This is a genomic window from Cerasicoccus frondis (assembly GCA_031296915.1).
Lineage (GTDB): Bacteria > Verrucomicrobiota > Verrucomicrobiia > Opitutales > Cerasicoccaceae > Cerasicoccus > Cerasicoccus frondis.
In genome coordinates this window covers 149,679-167,432 of sequence record JAVDPC010000009.1, presented here as the reverse complement: position 1 = coordinate 167,432, position 17,754 = coordinate 149,679, and the positions used below count along the sequence as shown (strand labels likewise).

20 protein-coding genes are annotated in these 17,754 nt (G+C 56.7%); 11 read left to right on the top strand and 9 right to left on the bottom strand.

What is annotated here, in order from left to right:
* Window positions 1-63: 63 nt before the first annotated feature.
* Window positions 64-1,614, bottom strand: coding sequence for an SIS domain-containing protein (locus tag RBB63_RS09685; protein WP_309383594.1), 1,551 nt, complete (start codon window positions 1,612-1,614; stop codon window positions 64-66).
* Between the two features lie 90 nt (window positions 1,615-1,704).
* On the opposite strand from RBB63_RS09685, the gene RBB63_RS09680 reads away from it, so the two are divergent.
* On the top strand, window positions 1,705-3,084 hold the full coding sequence (locus tag RBB63_RS09680; RefSeq protein ID WP_309383593.1) for a PQQ-dependent sugar dehydrogenase: 1,380 nt from the start codon (window positions 1,705-1,707) through the stop codon (window positions 3,082-3,084).
* Between the two features lie 64 nt (window positions 3,085-3,148).
* Here the strand turns inward: RBB63_RS09680 and leuC are convergent, their stop codons facing one another.
* A complete protein-coding gene (gene leuC, locus RBB63_RS09675) occupies window positions 3,149-4,576 on the bottom strand; it encodes a 3-isopropylmalate dehydratase large subunit (RefSeq protein WP_309383591.1) in 1,428 nt (475 codons plus the stop codon).
* A gap of 349 nt (window positions 4,577-4,925) precedes the next feature.
* Here leuC and RBB63_RS09670 point away from each other — a divergent pair, with 349 nt between their 5' ends.
* The 3 genes from RBB63_RS09670 (at window position 4,926) to RBB63_RS09660 (ending at window position 7,102) form a co-directional block, all read left to right on the top strand.
* The gene (locus tag RBB63_RS09670; RefSeq protein WP_309383589.1) at window positions 4,926-5,777 is read left to right on the top strand and encodes a sulfotransferase family protein; all 852 of its coding nucleotides are present in this window, start codon (window positions 4,926-4,928) and stop codon (window positions 5,775-5,777) included.
* Window positions 5,778-5,819: 42 nt separating this feature from the next.
* Window positions 5,820-6,335 carry a hypothetical protein gene (locus tag RBB63_RS09665; RefSeq protein WP_309383587.1) on the top strand — a complete coding sequence of 172 codons (516 nt, stop codon included), beginning with the start codon at window positions 5,820-5,822 and terminating at the stop codon, window positions 6,333-6,335.
* A gap of 92 nt (window positions 6,336-6,427) precedes the next feature.
* Complete coding sequence (locus RBB63_RS09660) at window positions 6,428-7,102, top strand: hypothetical protein (RefSeq protein WP_309383586.1); 675 nt, start codon at window positions 6,428-6,430, stop codon at window positions 7,100-7,102.
* A 2-nt stretch (window positions 7,103-7,104) separates the two neighbouring features.
* Here the strand turns inward: RBB63_RS09660 and RBB63_RS09655 are convergent, their stop codons facing one another.
* From RBB63_RS09655 to RBB63_RS09640, 4 genes are all read right to left on the bottom strand, one after another.
* Window positions 7,105-7,548, bottom strand: a complete 444-nt coding sequence (locus tag RBB63_RS09655) for a methyltransferase family protein (RefSeq protein ID WP_309383584.1) — start codon at window positions 7,546-7,548, stop codon at window positions 7,105-7,107.
* A gap of 20 nt (window positions 7,549-7,568) precedes the next feature.
* Window positions 7,569-8,066 carry a ferritin gene (locus RBB63_RS09650; protein ID WP_309383582.1) on the bottom strand — a complete coding sequence of 166 codons (498 nt, stop codon included), beginning with the start codon at window positions 8,064-8,066 and terminating at the stop codon, window positions 7,569-7,571.
* A gap of 68 nt (window positions 8,067-8,134) precedes the next feature.
* The gene (locus tag RBB63_RS09645) at window positions 8,135-8,797 is read right to left on the bottom strand and encodes a PEP-CTERM sorting domain-containing protein (RefSeq protein ID WP_309383580.1); all 663 of its coding nucleotides are present in this window, start codon (window positions 8,795-8,797) and stop codon (window positions 8,135-8,137) included.
* A gap of 63 nt (window positions 8,798-8,860) precedes the next feature.
* On the bottom strand, window positions 8,861-9,688 hold the full coding sequence (locus RBB63_RS09640) for an MBL fold metallo-hydrolase (protein ID WP_309383578.1): 828 nt from the start codon (window positions 9,686-9,688) through the stop codon (window positions 8,861-8,863).
* A 49-nt stretch (window positions 9,689-9,737) separates the two neighbouring features.
* On the opposite strand from RBB63_RS09640, the gene RBB63_RS09635 reads away from it, so the two are divergent.
* The gene (locus tag RBB63_RS09635) at window positions 9,738-10,661 is read left to right on the top strand and encodes a hypothetical protein (RefSeq protein ID WP_309383577.1); all 924 of its coding nucleotides are present in this window, start codon (window positions 9,738-9,740) and stop codon (window positions 10,659-10,661) included.
* Window positions 10,662-10,808: 147 nt separating this feature from the next.
* Here RBB63_RS09635 and RBB63_RS09630 read toward each other — a convergent pair whose 3' ends face one another.
* Together RBB63_RS09630 and RBB63_RS09625 are read right to left on the bottom strand one after the other, a co-directional pair.
* On the bottom strand, window positions 10,809-11,534 hold the full coding sequence (locus RBB63_RS09630; RefSeq protein ID WP_309383575.1) for a TrmH family RNA methyltransferase: 726 nt from the start codon (window positions 11,532-11,534) through the stop codon (window positions 10,809-10,811).
* Between the two features lie 57 nt (window positions 11,535-11,591).
* On the bottom strand, window positions 11,592-12,602 hold the full coding sequence (locus RBB63_RS09625) for a GYF domain-containing protein (protein ID WP_309383573.1): 1,011 nt from the start codon (window positions 12,600-12,602) through the stop codon (window positions 11,592-11,594).
* 415 nt (window positions 12,603-13,017) lie between these two features.
* Between RBB63_RS09625 and rpsU the strand changes: the two genes are divergently transcribed.
* From rpsU to RBB63_RS09610, 3 genes are all read left to right on the top strand, one after another.
* Window positions 13,018-13,218: a 30S ribosomal protein S21 gene (gene rpsU, locus RBB63_RS09620; RefSeq protein WP_269540765.1), complete on the top strand. Its 201-nt coding sequence runs from the start codon at window positions 13,018-13,020 to the stop codon at window positions 13,216-13,218.
* 278 nt (window positions 13,219-13,496) lie between these two features.
* Window positions 13,497-14,309: an SHOCT domain-containing protein gene (locus RBB63_RS09615; RefSeq protein WP_309383570.1), complete on the top strand. Its 813-nt coding sequence runs from the start codon at window positions 13,497-13,499 to the stop codon at window positions 14,307-14,309.
* A 135-nt stretch (window positions 14,310-14,444) separates the two neighbouring features.
* Window positions 14,445-15,056, top strand: a complete 612-nt coding sequence (locus tag RBB63_RS09610; RefSeq protein ID WP_309383568.1) for a hypothetical protein — start codon at window positions 14,445-14,447, stop codon at window positions 15,054-15,056.
* 86 nt (window positions 15,057-15,142) lie between these two features.
* Here RBB63_RS09610 and RBB63_RS09605 read toward each other — a convergent pair whose 3' ends face one another.
* Entirely contained in the window at window positions 15,143-15,916 is a 774-nt protein-coding gene (locus RBB63_RS09605) for a TlyA family RNA methyltransferase (protein ID WP_309383566.1), read from the bottom strand.
* A gap of 187 nt (window positions 15,917-16,103) precedes the next feature.
* Between RBB63_RS09605 and RBB63_RS09600 the strand changes: the two genes are divergently transcribed.
* From RBB63_RS09600 to rsmH, 3 genes are read left to right on the top strand one after another with little or no spacing between them, the layout of a single operon-like run.
* A complete protein-coding gene (locus RBB63_RS09600) occupies window positions 16,104-16,559 on the top strand; it encodes a division/cell wall cluster transcriptional repressor MraZ (protein WP_309383564.1) in 456 nt (151 codons plus the stop codon).
* 38 nt (window positions 16,560-16,597) lie between these two features.
* Window positions 16,598-16,801, top strand: a complete 204-nt coding sequence (locus RBB63_RS09595; RefSeq protein ID WP_309383562.1) for a hypothetical protein — start codon at window positions 16,598-16,600, stop codon at window positions 16,799-16,801.
* Window positions 16,802-16,829: 28 nt separating this feature from the next.
* Complete coding sequence (gene rsmH / locus RBB63_RS09590) at window positions 16,830-17,753, top strand: 16S rRNA (cytosine(1402)-N(4))-methyltransferase RsmH (RefSeq protein ID WP_309383559.1); 924 nt, start codon at window positions 16,830-16,832, stop codon at window positions 17,751-17,753.
* Window position 17,754 lies beyond the last annotated feature (1 nt).

The following is a 17,754-nucleotide window of genomic DNA, read 5'->3' as shown; positions in this document are numbered from 1 at the left end:
TTTTCCGGGCTTTCGGTGTGGGCGTCAATTGGGATTTATCCAATTCCGCGAATTTGAAAGGGTTTAAGTCTCGAGAGCGGCTAAGGTTTTCAGCACGATTGGTTCGTCGGGCGCCAGGATTTTGCGTTGTTCGTAAAGTTCGCGGCAAATGGTTTCGTAGCTGGAGGGGGCGCTGTTTACTCTGCGTTGCAAAGTTTGAATGTAGCGGATTGCGCGATCGATCAGCTTGTTGTTGCTCGGTTTGACGTAGGTCATGAGGTTGTCCTCGTAGCGGCCAAGTCGGCCCATGACGAGTGTCGAGTGGGCATTGAGCAGCATCTTGAGCAAAGTCTGTGCATCGAGCAGGGGAAGGCCCGGGGGCACGGCAGTCGCCGCGAGGCGATCCAGCGACCACATGATGACGCCGTCGACTGAATCGATGCTGAACACGTGGTGCCGCGCTTCACCGCAGGAGGCGGCGCGGTTATGCGCGGCGCGCGCACTGATGTCATAACCCATCAGGCGCTCGTGACGGGTGACGGGGAGCTCGTCTGGCCAGGTGAGGCAGCGCGGGTCGCGCAGTAGGAGTTGTCGCCAGGCCAGGGCGACGGCTGGCTGGCTAGGGATCGTCAGGTAGCACAGGCTGCGCGGTTCGGTGGTTTGGTCTCCGGTATAGTTCTCAAACACTGGCAGGGAAAACGTCGGTGAACGTTCCGTTGTGTCGGTGAGTACGGTGACGCCGAAGTCCTCGGTGACATAAAGCGTGCGGTCGCCTTGCTGGTAGATCTCGCTTTCGCGTTGGATGAAATCGGTGAGGAAACGCCAGTTTAGCCGGGTGACGACTTCCTGAAATTTCGTCAATCGCTGGCAAAAGCTTTGCATTGCAAAGTCTTCCTTGGCGGCGAGCTCCAGGGTGAGCCCAATTCCGTATTGCAGGACAGTGCTGGATTGCATGCGCGTGCTGCCTGCAATGCCCATTGGGCCGACGGCGAGGTTCCATTTACGGATGCTGGGGTTGTCGATGACGCGGCGCGAGCGTTCGACCAAATCGCAGAGTAAGTCGTCGGGGTTGCAATAGCAGAACCACGGCGCACGCTTGCTGATGCGCGCGGCTTCCTCCGCAGCGCCGATCACCCACGGTGTCTCGCCGCCCTCGGTGGAGGCGATGAGCAAATCCTTTGCGCCAAAGCCCAGCTCACGCAGTTGACGGGCGCCGTAGCTGGGGAAGTCCTCAAAGCCTTCGATGGAGCGGATCAGCGCGGCGTCGCCGCCTGCCATGAAGCCGATTACTTTGTCTTGCAAAGCTTCCGGTAGCAGACCGCTGCGGCAAAAGGTTTCCAGGGCGATGGAGAGTCGCCCGGTGGCGCCACAACCGGCCAGGAAGATGCGGCCGCCGTTGGCCCAGGCGGCATGGATGTCTGCCGCGAGCTCTGGCGCCGGCGCCAGACGTTGAGCCATGGTTGCGAGCGCTTGTTCGTCGACAGCCTTCAGCGCGTCAACAGCGGCGGGGAGGTCGTTCTGGCATTGGGCGGACAGGTTTTGCGTCAGGGGGTGGGGTTGCTCGGTGTCGAGTTTGCCCAGTTGGAAATCGGCGGCGCAGGCCAGGAATTCGTCAGCGGTGTCAGCGGTTTTCACGGGGAGCAGCGTGGGGGAATTTTGAGTGCTCGGCGACGGTTATTTGCGGATGAAGTTTGCGGCGGCTGAATTTTCTGCTATGCAGTTCGCATGATTCGATGGTTGCTTGTTGGTGGATTGGTTGGCGTAGGGGGTGTGCTGGATGCTGCCAAGGTAGACGAGCTTTATGCGCAGCATTGTCAGATTTGCCATGGCGAAAAGCTGGAAGGCGGCCTTGGCAAATCATTGGTTGACGGCGTGTGGCGTGGCGATGGCAGCCCGGAATCGATCTCCGACATCATTACCAATGGCCAGCCGGAGCTCGGCATGCCTCCGTTTAAAAGCTTGCTGTCGAAGGAGGAGATTCGCGCCCTCGTCATCTACGTGAAGGAAAGGGAGAAATACGCCCTGGAGAATCCGCCCAAGCCAGAGCCAGGAACCACGGATGTATACAACGTGGCGGGCGAGCGCTTTCGTTTGGAAAAGGTCGCCGATGGCCTGAAAACGCCGTGGTCGCTGGCGTTTCTGCCGGGGGGGCGTTTTCTGGTGACGGAGAAACCCGGCGGGCTGCGCATCATCGAAGCTGACGGTACCGTGGGGCCATCGATTAAGGGCATCCCGGAAGTTAGCGACAAGGGGCAGGGCGGTATGCTGGAAGTTGCCCTTCACCCGCACTACACCGATAACGGCTGGGTGTATTTAGCCTTCAGTGATTCACAGGGGAATGGCGCGTTGACGAAAGTGGTCCGTGGGAAAATTGATAATGGAAAATGGGTTGAGCAGCAGACCATTTTTCAGGCGAACGAGGAGTATTACACTGGCAAGGGGCAGCATTTCGGCAGTCGCATGGCCTTCGATAAAAATGGTTATTTATTCTTCAGCATTGGTGACCGCGGTCAGCAAGATCAGGCGCAGGACACGACTCGCCCCAATGGAAAGATTCACCGTGTTTTTGACGATGGGAGCATCCCGCAGGACAACCCGTTTGTGGATGATGGCTATCCCACGCTCTGGAGCTATGGCAACCGCAACCCGCAGGGGCTCGACTTCCATCCGGTGACGGGGCAGCTTTGGGAAACAGAGCACGGTCCGCGCGGAGGCGACGAGCTCAACGTGATCAAGAAAGGCGTGAATTACGGCTGGCCGGTCATCACCTATGGCATGAATTACAACGGCACGCCGATCACGAGCGAAACGTCAGCGCCGGGCATGGCTCAGCCCGTGCATTACTGGACGCCGTCTATTGCCGTGTGCGGGATGGATTTCTACGAGGGCAAGGCCTTCCCCAACTGGGAGAATAAGCTACTGGTTACTTCGCTTCGGCAGGAGGAGCTTCACTTGATCACGCTCGACGGCGAAAAGCTTGTCAGCGACGAAGTCATCCTGGAAGACCGTGGCCGCATCCGCGATGTCGGGAGTGGTCCCGATGGCGCGATTTACTTGCTATTCAACAGCCCGGACGAGTTGGCGCGCATGGTCCCAGCCAAGTAGCCAAAAAAACGCCGACCATATCCTGGTCGGCGTTTCTTAAGTTTTTTGCTCTCTTTAATCTCAATCAAACCGCCGCCATCGCTTCGGTTTGGTTGAACAACTCACGAGCGTCGGTGACTTCGCCGGTGATCGCGGCAGCGGCGACCATGACCGGGCTCATCAAGAGGGTGCGTCCAGTCGGACTGCCCTGACGGCCCTTGAAGTTGCGGTTCGAGGAGCTGGCGCAGAGCTGGTTGCCGATGAGCTTGTCCGGGTTCATGGCCAGGCACATGGAGCAACCGGCGCCGCGCCATTCGAAGCCAGCTTCGGCGAATACCTTGTCGAGGCCCTTTTCAATCGCAATCGCGGCGACAACTTGTGAGCCAGGAACGACGATCGCTTTGACGTGCTCGGCGACCTTCTTGCCTTTTACGTATTGCGCGACTTCTTCGAGGTCGCTCAGGCGGCCATTGGTGCAGGAGCCGATGAACGCGACATCGATCTTCTGGCCGCGAATGGGCGTGCCCTCGGTGAGGCTCATGTATTCGTAGGCTTCTTGTGCGGTGGCGCGGTCATGCGCGTCTAGCTCGTCGAGCAGCGGCATGTTTTCGTCGACGAAAATGGCTTGGGCGGGATTGATGCCCCAGGTAACGGTCGGCTTGATGTCGGCGGCGTCGATATTGTAAACGTCGTCGAAAACGGCGTCTTTGTCGGAGGCGTAGGCCTTCCACTTCGCGACGGTGGCGTCCCATGCAGCGCCCTGTGGCGAGTAGGGGCGGCCTTTCAAGTAAGCAAAGGTTGTTTCGTCCGGGTTGACGTAGCCGCAGCGTGCGCCGCCTTCGATGGACATGTTGCACACGGTCATGCGCTCTTCCATCGTCATGCGATCGAAGACGTCGCCGCCGTATTCATAGGCGTAGCCGAGACCGCCATTGACGCCGAGGAGGCGGATGATGTGCAGGATGACATCCTTGGCGTAAACGCCCGGCCCGAGTCGGCCGTTGACGTTGATGCGGCGCACCTTGAGCTCACTCAGGGCCAGCGTTTGCGTGGCGAGTACGTCGCGCACCTGGCTGGTGCCGATCCCGAAAGCGATCGCGCCAAATGCGCCGTGGGTGGCGGTATGGCTGTCTCCACAGGCAATGGTCGTGCCGGGCTGAGTGATGCCTTGTTCGGGGCCCACGATGTGGACGACGCCCTGCTTGCCAGTGTTGGTGTCGAAGAATGTGACGCCGTTGTCTGCGCAGTTTTTGCGGAGCTCCTCGATCATGGCCTGGGCCAGCGGGTCGCTGTAGGGCTCGATGGCTTCGTTGGTCGGCACGATGTGGTCGACGGTGGCGAAGGTGCGCTGGGGGTATTTGACGGAGAAGCCGAGCTCACGGAGCATGCCAAAGGCTTGCGGCGAGGTCACCTCGTGAATGAGGTGCGTGCCGATAAACAGCTGTGTTTGGCCGTTCGGCAGTTTGCGTACTGCGTGGTCTTCCCAGACCTTATGAAAAAGCGTTTTGCCCATGATCGATCTATTTAGAAACATTCCAAATTACACCGCTGCTACGTCCGGCGTCAAGGGGGAAGGGGGATTTTCATGCTCAAGGGCGCTGAACTTTAGCTTGAGGGTCTCGCTACGAATCAGCGCACAAAATTGTGACTAGCGAGCTGGCGCGGAATTAGCTGTCACCGTCAAGTGAATATGCTGGTAATGCAGTCAATTACCTGCATGTAGCACATTCTTTAGTGACCGAACCCGCTGATTTTATCTGTTTATTGCCGCTTTTATGCCGGAAGGGGCATTGATCTGAAACAACTTTAAAAAATCTACGTTTAAATGAGCCAAGCGAGACTCCGTTCGCTGAACACAAACAATGCATAGCGAACCTACATTTCTCATAATTGGCGCCGCAAAGTCTGGCACCACGTCACTTTGCAATAAGCTTTCTCAGCACAAGCAGGTTTGTTTTTCCGCGCCCAAAGAAGTGAAATATTTCAGCCACGACGAGAATTACGCCAAAGGGCTGGACTGGTATCGTGACCATTTCGACATTAAGCCGGAGCATGTTGCGATCGGCGAGGGTTCCGTTCATTATTCAATGAGATCGCACTCACCCAAAGCAGTGGCGAGAATCAAGCGGACGCTTCCCCGAGTGAAAATTGTTTATTTGGTTCGGCATCCATTGGATCGCATTTTATCGCACTACCGTATGTATGAACGTTCGGGGAACACAAAGTTTCGCGCGTTCGAAGAAGATCTGCTATCGGGCGAGTATGAGACGACTCTCGTGCGCCCCTCAATGTATTGGCATCAACTGAGCGCTTATCGAAATGAATTTTCCGATAAGCAAATCCACATTATCTTTTTGGATTCCTTGCGAAATGACCCACAGACTGAGATTGCCCGTCTTTGTGACTTTTTGAATGTCGAGCGTTTGCCCCCAGAGGAGGCAACTTTGGAGCGTCTGAATGCGAATGCTCAAACCATACGGAGTTCCCCGAAGTCACGATTCAAACGCCTTTGGAAGCGATGCTTCGGTGAAAAGGCCCAGAAGGCATCCGCTGATCCTGTCGGCGAATCCCTCTGGACTAAGCGTGCGCATCAGTTTGCAGTGAATCAATTGGCGGAGGATACCAGCCTGTTTCTCAAGCACTGCGGGAAGCCGAGCGATTATTGGCCCATGGATATGGTTGCCGCCAACGAACGCATGCGAGTCCCTGCTTAAAAACTCCTTGCTGCATAGTTGAATACACGACAAAGTCATTAAGTGTCGCATAACAGTTGGCAGGATGTTTACACCAAGCCAGACGATCTCCCGGTCATGGTTCGTCAGTCGCGCATTGCGCTGAGCGGGACGCCCGAAAGGACTGAGTGGTCGATGCCATATCAATTTCCCAATAGACGATTTGGGGGTCAGCAAATCTTTGCCTTTATGGCTGTGCTTCCAGTGGGCTTTGCTCTGGGGCTGGGGGCGCCAAACTTACCGGTATTGCTTTCCTGGCTGGGGTTGGCGTTCATTTCGATTGTCTGGGGATGTCTGCCGCTGAGCTATGCCGCCGGCGCTTACCTGGGCTACGCGCTCAGTTTTATAACAGGCTTTTTCTGGCTGAAAGAGATGCTCGATATGCTACTCTATGTGGCGTCATTTGGCCTGTTGCGACAAACGACGACGTCTTCGTTTGCGCTTGTTTACCTCGCGGCCGCCACCGCGCCGGGTGGCCTCGTGTTGGTTTGTCGCGTGGTTTTGCGTCGTCTTTCGTTCAGTTTAGATACGCGTAGTTAGCGCCGAATGAGCCTTTGCCATGGTTGACGCTGGACTTCGGGTGATGGGGCGCTATTATCGAATGCAGTTTCGAATCTTAACTCACTGCTGCGATGATTACTGCTACTTGTCGAAATCTGCTTGGGGGCGCCGTGCTTTCCGGTCTGCTGGCGTCCAATGTTCAGGCGATTCTCTTTTTTGATAACTTTGACTCCGGCGCGAGCCCGCTGTGGGAGAACAACAGTGGAGGTTGGGCAGCCAGTGGCGGCGTCTATGCGGCGGCCAGCCCAGATAACGCCCCGAATGCGCTCTCCGCCTTGCCCTATGTCCTGACCGATTTCGAGATCGAGCTGGATATAAACGATGTAACTGATGGTGGAGTCTGGTTGCACAGCACGGAGGCTGGTGGCACATCGATTGGGCGCGCGGGCGTACTCTTAGTGGCAGGCGCTGGAGGTGGCGATCTCTACTGGCACGTAGTCAGTGACGGCACGACTTACGGCTCGAGCCTGAATATTGCCAATGGCGTTTTCACCGTGGGCGTGAGCGATCCGCACCTGCGCATCACTGTCGTCGGCGACACTTACTCCGTTTACGTGGATGGCTCACTGACGCCAGCGACCTCATTGACCGATTCGACATTTTCCAGCGGACAGGTGGCGCTTTACGACAACTCGCTGTCGAACACATTCGACAATGTGTCGCTCGTGCCCGAGCCTAGTGCGACTGCGGCGGGCTTGGGGGCGTTGGTTGGGCTGGTCGTCTTGATGCGGCGTCGACGACGATAACTTCACAGCCAAGCGCGCACTCGCGAGCGGTAGGTGGCGAATTCTGCGCCACATTGCTGGGAGAGTATGCGCTCCTCAGGGCGGATGAAGCCAACGTGCAGGATTGCGATTAACAGTGGGATCGGCAACAGCGTCACCCAGGCCCCATGCAGGGCGGCGAGGCCCAAAAGCATGAACGCCTGACCGAGATAAATCGGGTTACGGCTAAAGCGGAATACGCCGTCGGTGATGAGGTGCGTCGGCTGCTTAAACGGGCAAATTGGCGTATCGTGAATGCGGAAGGACATCCAAGCGCCCAGCACGAGAAACATGCCGAGGGCCAGCAGTAGGTAACCCACAGCATACCAACCCCAGCCGGATGCATTTTGAGGCGTAAACCAATTAAGACCAAACTGGGCTGCGACCGCGAGCAGGAACCAAAAAGGCGGCAGCTTGAGCGGATTCATGCCAGTAGGCCTCCCCCCGGTCAGATATCTTGGCGCGTATTGGCTTCGTGATCGAGATTGAAGAGGGCGTTGACGTGGTCGTCGGCCATTTCGAGCTTCTGCACCCAATCCGAGGCGGTCTTTTCTTCTTCGACCTGCTCTTCCAAGAACCAACTGAGGAAATGGCGCGTTTCGTAGTCTTTAACCTGGTCGGCGACTTCGTAAATGGCGTGGATTTGCTTAGTGGTTTTGATCTCGCTTTCGAGCGCGAGTTGGAATGCTTCGAGTGGCTTGGTGTAGGTAGCCTGCGGCTGCTTGATCGCCTCCAGCTTGACGACTCCGCCGCGATCATTCAGGTAACCGAAGAACTTCATGGCGTGCATGCGCTCTTCGTCGCTTTGCTTGAGCATCCACTTTGCAAAGCCAGGGTAGGGCTGTGTCTCAAACCATGCAGACATGGCGAGGTAGAGGTAGGAAGAGGTGAGCTCGTTGTTGATCTGCGTGTTGATGGCCGCCGCCACTTCGTCGGAAATTTTCATGGTAGAATGATGGTTAACGGTTGATTGCGTTAACTTTAGAGATGGAACGGCGTGGCGCCAAACACATATTAACGCCGACGACGAAATGCAAGGAGCCCAAGGGCGCTGACGCTAGCCATAAGAGCGTATGTTGATGGCTCGGGGATGGCGTTGACCTGAACATTGTCAATATCCAGAAAGCCCGCGATGCTGGCCCAGTTTGTGGTGCGAATCTGGAAGTCGACGTTGTCGAACCCGTCCACCACGCTCATGTCGATGGTGGCGACATTCCAATCGCTGCTATAAGTGATGCCCTCTGCGATGTTCTCCCAGTCGCCGCCGTCAATCCGGTAATTGACGTCGAGGTTGCTGTCCCAGGTGAAAAACTTTTCGCCGCGGTAAGCAAAAGACACCGAGACTTCGCTGAGATCGCTGAAGTCGAAATTGAACATCTCAAAAGCGCCATCATAATAAACGGATCCCGCCCGAAAAAAGCCAACTGCCCGGTTAAAGCCGATGGTGGGGGGAATCAAGTTTTCAGTCGTGCCGCTGACATCTGGCTCAATTTCACCGATGAATCCAGCGGTGATTTCAACGAAGCTTGCCGCGACCGTGGCCGCTTGTTCGCCCTGATTGGCGTCGAGTTTGCCAATGTTCGCGTTTGAATTCATGTTCCAGTAGCCTTGCAAGATCGCCTGTGTGGGCGTGCTGGCGGCTAATGAGGCGAGGATTAAGCAGTAGGAATATTTCATGGAAAGATGGGAGGACTGAACAGCCTGTTAATTCCCCCATTAATTTTCCAGGTGAAAAATCCCTTAAAAGAACGGGTTGCGTTGGAGCTCCTCCGCCACGGTGGTCATAGGGCCGTGGCCGGGGCAAATAATGGTCTCTCCTGGCAGGCTGAGCACGTGCTCGCGGATCTGCTTCAGTGCGAGTCGGTAATTGGCGCGCACGCCACCAATGGAGCCCGCGAAGATGGCGTCGCCAACGATGGCGACCGGGCGAGCCAGCCCCTCGACAATAAACGTCGTGCCGCCAGGGGAGTGGCCACTGGTTTCACGGGCGGTAATCTTTAAGGAACCCAACTCAAAGGCAGCGCCATCACGGATTTCGGTGGCGCCGGGGAAGGCTTCATTGCCGTGGACATAGACCTTGCCGCCGGGGGCAAGGGGGGCCTTGAGCTTGGCCAAGTCCTTGATGTGGTCACGGTGGGTGTGGGTGATGAAAATGGATTCGAGGGACCACACTTTGCGTTGCAAAGTTTCCAGCAGCGGCGTGGCGTCGGCCCCGGTGTCAAATGCGGCGGCCTTGCTGGTGGCCGGATCGCCGATCAGGTAGGCGTTGACGGTCATTTCCTCGTAGCCCGGCACGGGGTGCGGGGTGTTGATTTGCACCAAACCGACGAGGGAAATGGGGGCGGGATACCAGGCTTTTTCACCAAGTGCGACGAGAGCTTCGGCATCCAGGCCAAGGATTGGCGCGATGGCGAGTGCAGTGGCGGCGTCAAACTCGCCTTTGCGCAATTGGCGGATGGCGTTGCGCTCGGCGGGGCATTGCTCGGCCAGTTCGCCGTCGCTGATGCCAAGTCCGGACTGGGCTTTGCTGATGACGTCTTCGGCGAGGTCTTCGATGGGGATATGCATGGCGAAATGGTTTGCGGTAGCGCTTGTGCGTTACAGTCTTGCCCGGGGTATGATGAACACAAGGGGAAAAAGTTTGTTGGCTGGTCTGGCGCTGGCGCTGCTGTTCGGTTGCGCAACCACGGCGCAGCCAGTGCGCCCGGTGTATTTCGATGTGCCCAATCAGGCGCCGGTGGCGTTGAAGGAAATTGGTGAGCTTCCGCGTGCAGTGAATGAGTCGTCCGGTTTGGCGCGTGGTTCGGCGCCAGGCGTCTTCTGGACGCTCAACGACAGCGGTGATCGTGCACGGATATTCGCCATCGACGCCTTCGGCAACTTAGTGGGCAAGGCTGGCGCTGCGGGTGTGGCGGTTGAAGGCGCGCGGAATCAGGATTGGGAGGATTTGGCTTCGGATTTTCGCGGCAACCTGATCATTCCTGATGTGGGCAACAACAATAACCGACGCCGCAACCTGACGCTGTATCGGGTCCCGGAGCCGGATTACGCCACGGCGACCAGCGCCACACCGACAGCGGTCTGGCCGATTCATTATCCGGAACAATGGGAGTTTCCGCCCGCCATGAATAATTTTGACTGCGAGGCGGTGTTCGTGGCCCAAGGGAAAATTTATCTGCTGATGAAGCACCGCGCGGATCGCGACGCCGCACTCTATCGCTTGGATTCTCCGCGCGAAGATAAGTCCAATGCGCTGACCCTGGTCTCGAAGGCCAATCTGCGGGAGATGGTCACCGGCGCCGCGTCTTGGAATGATGGCGAACAAGTCGCGGTGCTGACTTACAGTGGGATCTGGCTTTTCACTCCGCCAGCGGGCGATGCGGACCAGTTGTTTGCGGGCGAGGTCGCCTGGTTGCCGATTCGCGCTGCCCAGTGTGAGGCAATCTGCTTTCTCGACGCTGACACGCTTTTGATCACCAATGAGCAGCGTGAGGTCTTTCATGTGCGCACGGCGGACCTTTTGTCCGTCTCCAAGAGGTAGGCGCATGCAGGATTAAACGGCGGATCGAGAGACGATCCGAGTCACCTCTGTCAGATGGCTTGGATCTGAGGGGCAAGGAGCGGCTTGTTCATAAGTTGCGGCCTACCATGGGGCAAGTTGGATAGGCCATTTTCGCAGTGCGAAAATCTATCGATGCAACAGGATGTTGCAGGCGAGGTTTTCGATGGCTTTGGCGTCCTGGCAGAGCCAGCGGGTGAGGATGCGCTCTTTTTCCTCTTCGCTGAGGCGCCAGGGGAGGTCGCTGTCGCGGAGGCGTTGGGTGAGTTCGTAAAGGCAGAGCGAGCTGAAAACGGAGAGGTTGTAGCTCTGAGTAAAGCCGTGCATGGGGAGGCGAAACCAGACGTCGGCCGCATCGTGGGCGGCTTCGCTGAGGCCGCGCCGTTCATGACCGATGAGGACGGCGAGTGGTTTATCGAGCGGGACTTCGTCGAGGGGCAGGGCGTCGTCGCGGAGGGTGGCGGCGGCGCAGCGGTAGCCCTGGGCGCGGAGCTTGGCGAGGCAATCGGCGGTGTGGTCGTAGCGTTCGACATCGATCCACTTGGCCCCGCCCATGGCTACCTGATTGCTGATCTTGAATTTGCGCGATTTTTCGACGACGTGGACTGTCTGCACGCCAAAGCATTCGGCGGTGCGGAGGACGGCGGAGCTGTTGTGTGGTTGAAAAATGTCCTCGAGGACGATGGAGAGCCACTGGGTGCGCTCTCCAAGGACGCGGCGCATTTCCTTGAGGCGTCGGGGGTGGTTGCGCGCAGCAATGAGCTTTTCCCGCAGTTGGGCAAGCTCGTCGCGCGGCATGGATTCGAGTGCGTTGACGAGCTCATCGGGCAGGGGATCAAAGACAGGATTGGGCATGGCGTGAGTATAGCGAATGCCGAATGGTGGATGGCGAACGTTAAAAACGGCGCGGCGTTAGTCGGCATCGGCTTCATCGCCGCTAAAGTAGTCGAAGTAGCAAGCCAGCGTGACCAGCAGCCACGCGCGCAAGGCCAAGCCGCCAAAGAAATAGCCTAGGAAGAGTAAGACGACGGCAATTATCGCTGCCGCCTCGCCTATGAGACTGAAAAGCCAGACGATCGTGTATAGCGCAAAAATGCCAATAAAGCCAATGCACCAGATGCGCAGGTAGATGAGGATGAGTTTGAATGATTTTCCCTTGCTCACGCGCCAGCCAGCTTTTAGAGCGGCGAAAGCGCTTGTTTCTTCATCGGCCGCCATTTTGAAAAAGCCGAGGCTGAGACGCGACCACAGGTAGAAGCTCAGGAGCGCGGCCAAGGGAAGCGTGATGAGCAGAGCGCCCATAAAGGCGCTCATGAAGGCTTGGCCATCGGCTTCAAAATTGGCTGGAATGCCGCCGTTTTTGGCGAGGGCGACTCCAGCTGAAATGGCTACCGGAACCGAAATGATGAGCAAACAGAGTACGCAAATGATCAGGCTGAGCCCAGTGGAGCGCAGCAGCAGGGATATGTTTTTGAGGCCGACAAAGAGGTCAACCATCTCAGGATCCTGGTCGCGCGCGCGCAGCAGCGCATAGCGAGCCAGCCCCACGGTCATTGGCCCCAGGGCGATGAACACGCCTACTAGCGGTATGCCGCCAATCAGGCTGGAGACCAGCAGGGATACGAAAATGGCGGTTGCGGTTGTGTTCCAGGCACCGGTGAGGGCGGCCTTGGAGCTTTCAAATAGATCCCGGAGCGAGCCGTCGCCCTCTATCGGGCGGGGTTGGGATTGCAGGTTTCGCTTTGTTGGCGGGGCGGCCTTGGAGGAGTCTTGGAAGGCCTCGCCGTAGGAAATCCATCCGGCCAAGCCGTTGCGCCAGACCAATTGATCATGGGTTATGACGCCTTGGCGCGCCAAGCTGTGTAGGTCGTCTTCGGTAAACGGACCATATTGATTTTGCTCAATCAGATAAAACCACTCCATTAGGAGGAATATGTTCTATGGTTGAGTGAGTTGTAAAGCTGGTTTTGAAACCGAATGTAGGATAAAATCTTAGAGGACTTTACGCCGCGATATTCAGCGCCGACTGCTCCGAGTGTGACAAAAAGGCATCGTAATCGTTTTGCGAAAACGATGGTAATGTGATGCCTCAACACATTAGGCTATGTTGGTCCAACACACGGGGATATCTTGCCGAGAGGGTGTCTAAAATTCGTTTCTTCACCTCGACGAAGTTAGCGTTGACGTTGCTTTAGGACAATGCTTGATCGATCAGGATAAGCAGTTGGATTCGCGCCGTGACCATTAAATGCCGCCAAAGTGCGAATTTCGCTTGACGAAAGGGCCTATATGTCCCTTTATCCTCTGCTTTTTCCCGAAATCCAATTTAAGAACACTTATGCCAGTTGATGTTAAAGTCCGCAAAGGCGAGCCCATGGAAAAGGCGCTCCGCCGCTTGAAGAAGAAGCTCGACCGTGAAGGCGTCATCCGTGACGTTCGCGCCAAGCGCTACTTCGAGAAGCCTTGTGAAGTCCGTCGCCGTAAGAAAAAGGTGGCCGCCTTCACCAACATGCTGCGCCAGCGCTACGAAAACCAGTAATTGAGCGGCAGCTATCCATTTAGCCGGCGAGGATTCGTTCCCGCCGGTTTTTTTGTGTCCCCGATTGGCGACTTGGTGGGCGATTCAATGATGGCAGGCTGAGTGATTGGCCCTGTAAAAACCATGTTTATGTTGCCAAATGGTCGTAAAAAGCGCCTAGCGGGCGACACCGTGCTTGCGTTTATCTTATTAAGACCTAAACACTTATCATCGAACTGCTCTGGTTGCGCGGGTGACCACTGACCCGGGTAATTTCAACCTAAAATCAATCTGCTGTCATGAATTCATTCAACGGGATTACTCTGGGCATCTTGGCTGGCTCACTGCTCTTTGCTGGTTGCAAAGGTGTTTCTAACTGGGCCGAGAAAGAACACGAACTGAAGCCACTCAAGGAGCAATACTTTAACGGCGAGCTTTCCTGGTCTGAATATCGCCAGAAGAAGCGGGTGTTAGTGGAGGACATTGAGCGTCGCCAATACCGGGCAACGATGGATGAGCGCCGTGAAGCGCTGCGCGCGGCCCAAGATTCTCACACGGTTAGCCATGTCGAGGAGGCGCAACTCGAAAAAATCATGGACGAGGAAACGCTTGCCGCTGACAACCAGATGCTGAAGGAGGACCTGGAGTCGCCAGCGCCTGCTCCGGCGAAACCGGCTGCATCGAGCTCAATCGACTATGGATTGCTTTCGCGCAGCATCAAGTCCAAGGATTCATCAACTGCGGCTGCTGCCTCAACTCCAACGATTGCGTCTGGCGAGGAATTGATTACCGACAGCAAAGATATTAAGTGGACCAAGGACAAGGATGGCGTGGTGACCTACGAAGATCCGAAGGGCGCGGCCATGGTTGAACAGGTGATCAAGGATGCTCAGTCTGAGAGCCCACCGCCTGAGATTGTGACGGTGCCTGTTGGTGATCCCGTGAAGGAGGGTGATGCAGAGACGGTCGACGTTAAAATAGACGAGCCTCCGACTCCTGACGCCACCGCTGAAAAAGTCCAGCAGAAGGTAGAAGAAGTGAAGGAAGAGGCGGAAGAACCGGCTCACAAAGAGGAAGAGCCAGCGATTATGGACTTTGGCACTATCGAGTAGACTGTATTCAGAGCTACATTTTTGATGCGGCGCTCTATGGGGCGTCGCATTTATTGTACCGTGACTTAAGTGCGCCCTCGGAAAATGGTGATGCCTGGTGTTGGCTGTTTTTGGTTATATGGTATTGATTGTAGCATGAAAATACTGCTGCCTATTCTATGTCTGTTCGGATCCACTCTTTCTTCTCATGGCTTATTGCTTTTTACTTTGCAGGAAAATGGCGCCGACGTCGAATTAACAGTCTCTGGCTCGCTGACTAGTTTGTCTGGGCTGACTTCGGCCGGGGTTTCGGCTCCTATTTTGGGGTTGGTTAATCCAAGCACCGTTATTATTCAGACTGGAACGAATCTAACAGGTGAATTGTTTCTTCCCACAGTGGGTAGTATTACTGGCGATGTCAGTTTCGGCACGGGAACATTGCTCAATACCAGTATCAATGATGGGGGATCGGCGATAGTTGGGCTTGATTTAACGTTGGGCTTGGGTGTAGGTGCTCTGATTCTGCCAAGTGGATATGTTGCTGGCACGCCCATTACTGGTGGTGGCACATTCACTGGACAAACGCTGGCCGGCATGGGGGTGACTCCGGGAATTTATTCGTGGAGTTGGACTGGTGCGGGCGATTCTGTTCAGCTAAATGCAATTTCAGCCATTCCCGAGCCTAGCGCTTATATTTCAGGCTTGGGTGTTGTGGGGCTAGGCGCGTTTGTTTGGATGCGTCGCAAGCGCAGGGTGTTGGCTGTGTAGTTCGGAACGCTTTTATATGGGACAAGCGCCTGTTCGGTTAAACTGAACAGGCGTTTTCTTTTGTCGGATTGGAGTATCTCGCTCAGTCAATTCGTGCAACGCTTCAGGCCGAGAAGGTATTCGCGGTTGCCGTCACCGCCAGCAACGGGACACTCGATATGGCCAAGGACGGTGCAGCCGGGCAGGGCGGTGGCGGTTTCGGTGACGCTGGTCAAGGTCTCGGCGCGGAGTTGATCGTCGCGGAGAATGCCTTTGGTTTTGGCGATGACCTCCTTGGGCGCCTCGAACTGTGGTTTGACGAGGAGGATTGCGGCGCCGCCAGGGGCGAGCCGTGACCAGATCTGCGCGATGACTTTCTTTAAAGAGATAAAGGAGAGGTCGGCGACGATCAGCGGGTAAGTCGGGTGGGGGAGATCGGTCTCGTCGAGCGCCTTCGCATTGACGCCCTCTATATTAGTTACGCGCGCGTCGTCGAGGAGGCGGGGGTGGAGCTGGCCATGGCCGACATCCACGCAGGTCACGCTGGCGACGCCGCGCTGAAGGAGGCAGTCGGTGAAGCCGCCAGTGGAGGCGCCGACGTCGAGCGCGTCGAGCCCGGCAACATCGATAGGGTACTGGGCGAACCACGACTCCAACTTTTCGCCGCCCTGGGAGACGTAGCGGGGGGGAGCGGCGATGGACAACGGCTCGTTGGCCGGAATCTTGGCGCTCGGTTTGGGAATGATGGACCCGTCGGCGCGAAATGCCTGACCGGATTTGATGATTCGCTGAGCGATGGCCCGCGATTCCACCACCCCTTGGGCTACGAGGAGTTCGTCGGCGCGCGTGGAGCGCGGTGGGGGGGCGGAGTGGGACGTCATTTTCGGGTGAATTGGCCTTTTGGCAGAGTTATTCACCAAAATTACCAAGTTATTCACAAATTTCAGCCTCCAAATTCACCAAAATCGTTACGTATGACGTGTTTATGGAAGAAAAAGTTTGACGTGGGGGGCAAAGTGGGGCTTTGTGGGATGCAGTGGGACTACTGAGACGCGCGCATTTATCTCCATGATCGACTTCAACCAGGGCTTTTACGCAGGGGAGTTCAGACATAATCTGGACGCCAAGCGGAGGCTCACGGTCCCGTCCAAGTGGCGTAGCGAAGGCGATGATCAGCAGACTTACTTGGCGTTCCCCGATCCTGCGGGTTGCGTGACGGTCTATCCGCCCGAGATGGTGGCCGAGCTGAAAGAGAAAATCTCGAAGATCAGCATTGGCGACAAGAAGGGCCGCAAGGCCATCACCAAGCTGCTGGCGTCGGCTGACAGTTTTTCCTTCGACAAGAACGGTCGCATCACGGTCAACGACCGTTTGTTTCAGCACGCTGGCATCTCTAAGGAGGTCGTCTTGGCGGGCACCGTTAATTTCTTCCAACTCTGGAATCCAGAGCGCTACGAAGCTTACCTGGCCGACGACGAGGAAGACGGCGACCTCAGCGACATCCTCGCCGACCTGGGCTTCTAAACGACCTCGCATGAAAATTTACCACCGAACATCTCACCATGAAAATCAGCAAACAACTCTATCACGCCGGCATTCTGGGCCGCCAACGTACGGGACCGACAGACTGGGAATTTGACCAGGTGCGTCGCCCGATTGGCCGCCAGGACCTGCCCTTCTTGCAAGGGGCGACCCGCGAAGAACCTTCTATCAAGGTTTCCGCGCGCGGCTGGAGGGTCCTCGCCCATGTGCTCCACCTTCGTTAATGGCCCAACCGAAACTCTGACTCGGACTATGGGACACCTGCCAGTGCTGCTCCGCGAGGTGCTCGAATGCTTCTCGCCCATCCAGCCCGGAAGGTATCTCGACGGCACATTCGGCGGCGGTGGCCACACGACCGCCCTGCTCGAAGCCAACGAAGGAGTCCACGTAACCGGGCTCGATTGCGACCCTGCCGCTGCTGAGCGGGCCGCCGCCCTACGGGAGCGTTATCCCGAAAGATTTTCGTTCTTTGATCTTAATTTCCGCAAACTGGACAAACTGACGCAAACAGGTTTCACCGGGGTCCTCTTGGACCTCGGTGTTTCCTCTTTTCAGTTGGACCAGGCCGAACGGGGCTTCTCATTTCGAGAGGACGCGCCCGCAGACATGCGCTTGAACCCGCGTCAGGGCGTGTCTGCAGCCGAGTTTCTCGAAACCGCTAGTCGGGAGGATGTCGTCCGCGCCATCCGTGACCAAGGGGAGGAAAAACAGTGGAGACGCGTGGTCGACGCCATCCTGGCGGCCCGGGGAACCGGTAAGCTGCAATCGACTGCCCAACTCGCTGACCTCATTGCCGCCAACGTTTCGCAACGTCGCGGCGAGCGCATCCACCCCGCGACGAAGTCGTTCCAAGGCATCCGCATCGCCGTTAATGACGAGCTGGGCGCTATCGACGAGGTTTTGCCCAAGGCTTTCGAGGCCCTCGCCCCCGGAGGCGTATTGGCTGTTATCTCTTTCCACTCCTTGGAAGACCGCCTAGTGAAGCGATTCTTTAATCGCGTCACCGGACGTCCCGAGCACGGCCGCGATTCGCGCGCGCAAGATGAGCGCACGCAGCTCGCGGAACGACTCACCCGCAAACCGATTACCGCCGATGAGGCGGAGATCGCCGCCAACCCACGCAGCCGTTCGGCTAAATTACGGGCCGTTCGCAAGCTGACTTCACCTCTACTCTGAG